The following is a 4,255-nucleotide window of genomic DNA, read 5'->3' as shown; positions in this document are numbered from 1 at the left end:
TTTGGCAACAACAACGAGTGGCAGCCAAAGAGCAAGGTCGTTTCCGTTCGTGCCCCAGGGCTCCTGTCGTGCAGCGAGATTCTTTTCGAGGTGCACAAGGCGTCGCATGCCGAACTGAAGGACCAGGATCACCGATTTTTTCGAAGGACTGGAACTGCTCGATGAGGTGTTTGAAGAGAACGTGCCGGCGTACAGGATGCTGCTGGGCAGTTGAGGCTTTGTGGTGGGAAGGCGCAGTATCGCAATTCGCCTGAGATGCGAAAAGCGGCGAACCTCGCAAGTACGGAAGCAAGGGTCGACGGAATAGCTGCGAAACGAACGACTGCTGAGGAGAGGAAGCTACTTCCGCTATGGGCCCGAATCGGTCATCTGCACTTCCCGATACCGGCCGTACAAATTTCTACGAAGCGGCCTTTAGCACGGCCTACCGACTTCTGCGCCATCGGATGAGTCCGTAGCCGATGCCGACGAAGCCTAGCACTAGAAAAAAGCCGGCATTCCCGCTCGGGCCGAATGCCTGATATATCGCTTCGTTAAACCACGCCCATCGACCGGAGTAAGGAGGCTGGGAGGGTGATTGCCACTCGGCAATAGCCAGCGTGACGCCAATCAGCCCCAGGCCGATCCAGACCGGCCAGCCCAGCACAGCTGCGGGCGTGAAGCCTTTTTCCATCTGTTCGCGCGGCAGCGGGCGGACCGCGGGATTGCTCAACCTCTTTCGATCCCAAAGAAAGAAGGCCAAGAAGCACAGCAGCAGCAGGATCAGAATGAGCGGGGCAATCATGGGTGTCTATTCAGAACAGGAAAATCCTCGACCTGATGCTGGTCGACTGCTTCTGGCCGAAAGCGACTTGATTGTCTATTCCACCGCATCACGCAGATCCGTCAGCAGCTCCTCAAAATCGTCTTCGCTCACGCCAGATACTTCTTCGGGTAGGAGCCACATAGCTGTGGCATCGAGATGCGCAATAAGAGCCTCAGAGGTACCTTCGAGAAGCTTCCGCTCCGACCACGCTCGATAACCTGGCAGCTGCACCAGCGCACAGTCCCGCGCACGAGCCTGGAGGTCGAGAGCGCGCTTCGCTACATCCAAATCTTCATTCACGGGCAATGCCTCCATTGGTGCAGCGGCCGAACGACCGCTCTGCGCTGCATTCTGTCCGATGCTGCGAGTGTCTGGTAGTGGCCGACCGCAGTCTTCGGGTTGAACATCGCACCGCCGCAATGATCAATGCGCTGGCGTCAAGGCCGCAATCTAGCCGCTGAATTCCAAAACCGAGTGAGACAGAAATCGAAGAATTCCATCTGTGGTGAAACAGCGGTTCCATTCTCAATGATTGATCGGCGCATCGTGATTGGCTTCGAAAGGAAACGGGAGCCACCCCTGCCGCGAATCTACGGCCCCCAAAAGCAAAGGGCCCGCCGGGTGGCCAGCGAGCCCTTTGCAGTCCTTGCGGCTCCAGTGGCCGGCGTTCAGCGTTTGAAGCGCCCGTCGCTGATGATCGACAGGTCCGCGAAGTCGATGCCGCTGTGGTCCTGCGGCGAATAGCTCACCTCGAGCCCGCCGCCGAGGTCATAGCCGCGAATGGTCTCGAGCGCGGCCGTCACCTTGGCGCGCGTGGGCTTGGGCCCCGCGCGGCGCAGGGCCTCCACCAGCACCTTGGCCGAGGCAAAGCCCTCGAGCGCGGCCGGCGACAGTTCGGCCTGGCCCTTGGCCTGCGCCAGCGTCAGGGCTTCCTTCACCATCGGCTGGCCCAGCGAGCGTTCGCTCGGGAACACCTGCGTCACGATCACGCCGCGGCTGGCCTCGCCCAGCTGCTTGATGAAGCCCGACGAGGCGTTGTTCGACAACGTGACCACCTGCGCGGCCGAGCCCGCCGCGCGCAGCGCCTTGATGCCGTCGACCACCGCCACGCCCGAGCCGATCCACACCACGGCCTGCGCGTTGGCTTGCAGGATGGCCGGCACGATGGCCTTGTAGTCGGGCTTGTCGCGGTCGGCCGGAATGGTCGCCGTCGGCTTGGCCTTGCCCTTGGTGAAGCCGGTCATGGCGCCTTCGAGCGCGTCCTGGCCGAAGGAGTCGGTCACGTACACCACGGCGATGCGGGTGAGGCCGATGGTCAGCAGGTGCTGCACGGCCTTCTCTGCCTCGCGCTGGTAGGTGGCGCGCACGTTGAACACATGCTTTTGCAGCGGCTTGTGCAGCACCATCGCGCCGGTCGAAGGGCCGATGAGCGCCACGTCGTACTTGTCGAGCCACGGAATGATGGCCTGCGAATGCGGCGTGCCGCGGCTCATGAAGAGCGCGAGCACCTTCTTGTCCTCGATCAGCGCGCGGGCGTTGTCGCTGGCGCGCTTCACGTCGAAGCCGTCGTCCATGCGCAGCACCTCGATCTTCTCGCCGTGGATGCCGCCTTGCGCGTTGACCGCGTCGATCACCAGTTGCGCGCCGCCGATGGTCTCGTTCACGCTCGCGGCCACCGAGCCGGTCATGCCGGCGGTCTGGCCGATCAGGAGCTGGGCCGATGCACCCATGGCTGTCAGGGCCAGCAGGGCGGCGGCGCAAAGCGTGCGCGTCTTCGTCGTCATGGAAACCTTTCGGGGGCAGTGCCGGAAACAGTGCAGAAATGGATGCAAACAAACGTCGTATTTGTTTCTGAAAGTGTCTTTAACTCCATCCGGAGAAACCCCTGCGCACACACCGTCCTTGTGACGGAGTGCACGGAGCCGTCACGGGCCACTCCCTAGAATGTTTGCCCCACCCCTCAAGGCATTCATGACACAGGGCTCCATCCGGATTCGCGGCGCGCGCCAGCACAATCTTCAGAATCTCGACCTCGACATCCGCACCGGCGAGATGACCGTGGTTACCGGGCCCAGCGGCTCGGGCAAGTCGAGCCTCGTGTTCGACACCCTCTATGCGGAAGGCCAGCGGCGCTACGTGGAGACCTTCTCCGCCTACGCCCGCCAGTTCCTGGACCGCATGGACAAGCCGGCGGTCGACAAGGTGGAGGGCGTACCGCCCGCCATCGCCATCGACCAGACCAACCCGGTGCGCTCGTCGCGCTCCACGGTCGGCACCATGACCGAGCTGAACGACCACCTGAAGCTGTTGTTCGCGCGCGCGGCCAACCTGTTCGACCGCGAGACCGCGCTGCCCGTGCGCCACGACTCGCCCGACAGCATCTACGCGCAGATCATGGAACGCGCCGCCGCGGCGGGCGACCCGCGCCTGGTCGTCACCTTCCCGGTCGAACTGCCCGCGAGCACCACGGCCGACGAGGTGACGCAGTGGCTGTCGGCCAGCGGCTTCACGCGCGTGCAGGCCGAGCGCGAGGTGGCCACGCCCACCGGCCCGCGCAAGGTGCTCGACGTGGTGGCCGACCGCTTCCGCGCCTCGAGCGCCGAGCGTTCGCGCGTGGTCGAGGCCATCGAGGTCGCGCTCAAGCGCGGCAGCGGGCGCGTCACCGTGCATGCCACCGGCGCCGAAGACAACGCGCCGACCGATGTGTGGAAGTTCTCCACCGGCCTGCATTGCCCCGAGAGCGACATCCGCTATGCGGACCCGATTCCGTCGATGTTCTCGTTCAACTCGGCCGTGGGCGCCTGCGACACCTGCCGCGGCTTCGGCCGCGTGATCGGCGTCGACCTGGGCCTGGTGATTCCGAACGACAAGCTCACGCTGCGCGCGGGCGCCATCAAGACCATCCAGACGCCCGCGTGGAAGGAAGCGCAGGACGACCTCATGCGCCACGCCGAGACCGCCGGCATTCCGCGCGACACGCCCTGGAACAAGCTCACCGACGAGCAGAAGCACTGGGTGATCGAGGGCACGCCCAACTACAAGGAAGGCAACTGGAACAAGCAGTGGTACGGCGTGCGCCGCTTCTTCGCCTACCTGGAGAGCAAGGCCTACAAGATGCACATCCGCGTGCTCTTGTCGAAGTACCGCAGCTACACGCCGTGCCCGACCTGCAGCGGCGCGCGCCTGAAACTCGACAGCCTGATCTGGCGCATCGGCAGCAAGGAAGACGCCGATGCAGTGCTGCCGCCCGAGAAGCGCTTCATGCCGACGGGCGCGAAGTGGACGCGGGCGCAACTCGAAGCGCTGCCGGGGCTTTGCCTGCATGACCTGATGCTGTTGCCGATCGAGCGGCTGCGCAGGTTCTTCGACAGCATGCGCGGCGGCATGACTCCCTCCCCTTCCGGGGGAGGGCAGGGGTGGGGGCACGCGCCTCCGCAAAAGCCGTGGCCG

3 protein-coding genes and 1 pseudogene are annotated in these 4,255 nt (G+C 64.2%); 1 reads left to right on the top strand and 3 read right to left on the bottom strand.

Features of this window, described 5'->3' with window-relative positions; genetic code table 11:
- Positions 1 to 424: 424 nt before the first annotated feature.
- The 3 genes from BMG07_RS39890 to BMG07_RS39880 form a co-directional block, all read right to left on the bottom strand.
- Positions 425 to 784, bottom strand: coding sequence for a hypothetical protein (locus tag BMG07_RS39890; protein WP_198089096.1), 360 nt, complete (start codon positions 782 to 784; stop codon positions 425 to 427).
- Between the two features lie 75 nt (positions 785 to 859).
- Positions 860 to 1,105 (bottom strand): hypothetical protein, encoded by a 246-nt coding sequence (locus BMG07_RS39885; protein WP_198089095.1) that lies wholly within the window; start codon positions 1,103 to 1,105, stop codon positions 860 to 862.
- Positions 1,106 to 1,473: 368 nt separating this feature from the next.
- Positions 1,474 to 2,589: an ABC transporter substrate-binding protein gene (locus BMG07_RS39880; protein ID WP_198089094.1), complete on the bottom strand. Its 1,116-nt coding sequence runs from the start codon at positions 2,587 to 2,589 to the stop codon at positions 1,474 to 1,476.
- 187 nt (positions 2,590 to 2,776) lie between these two features.
- Here BMG07_RS39880 and BMG07_RS39875 point away from each other — a divergent pair.
- A pseudogene (locus BMG07_RS39875) lies at positions 2,777 to 4,255 on the top strand (excinuclease ABC subunit A); the annotation flags it as partial.

Source organism: Variovorax sp. E3, from assembly GCF_016082275.1.
Classification (GTDB): domain Bacteria; phylum Pseudomonadota; class Gammaproteobacteria; order Burkholderiales; family Burkholderiaceae_C; genus Variovorax.
Note: the sequence above shows the minus strand (reverse complement) of the source record. Positions and strands in the feature narration are given on the sequence as shown.

Coding starts and splice junctions, on each gene's coding strand:
- BMG07_RS39890 (WP_198089096.1), bottom strand. CDS start 784: ATGATTGCCCCGCTCATTCTGATCCTGCTGCTGCTGTGCTTCTTGGCC.
- BMG07_RS39880 (WP_198089094.1), bottom strand. CDS start 2,589: ATGACGACGAAGACGCGCACGCTTTGCGCCGCCGCCCTGCTGGCCCTG.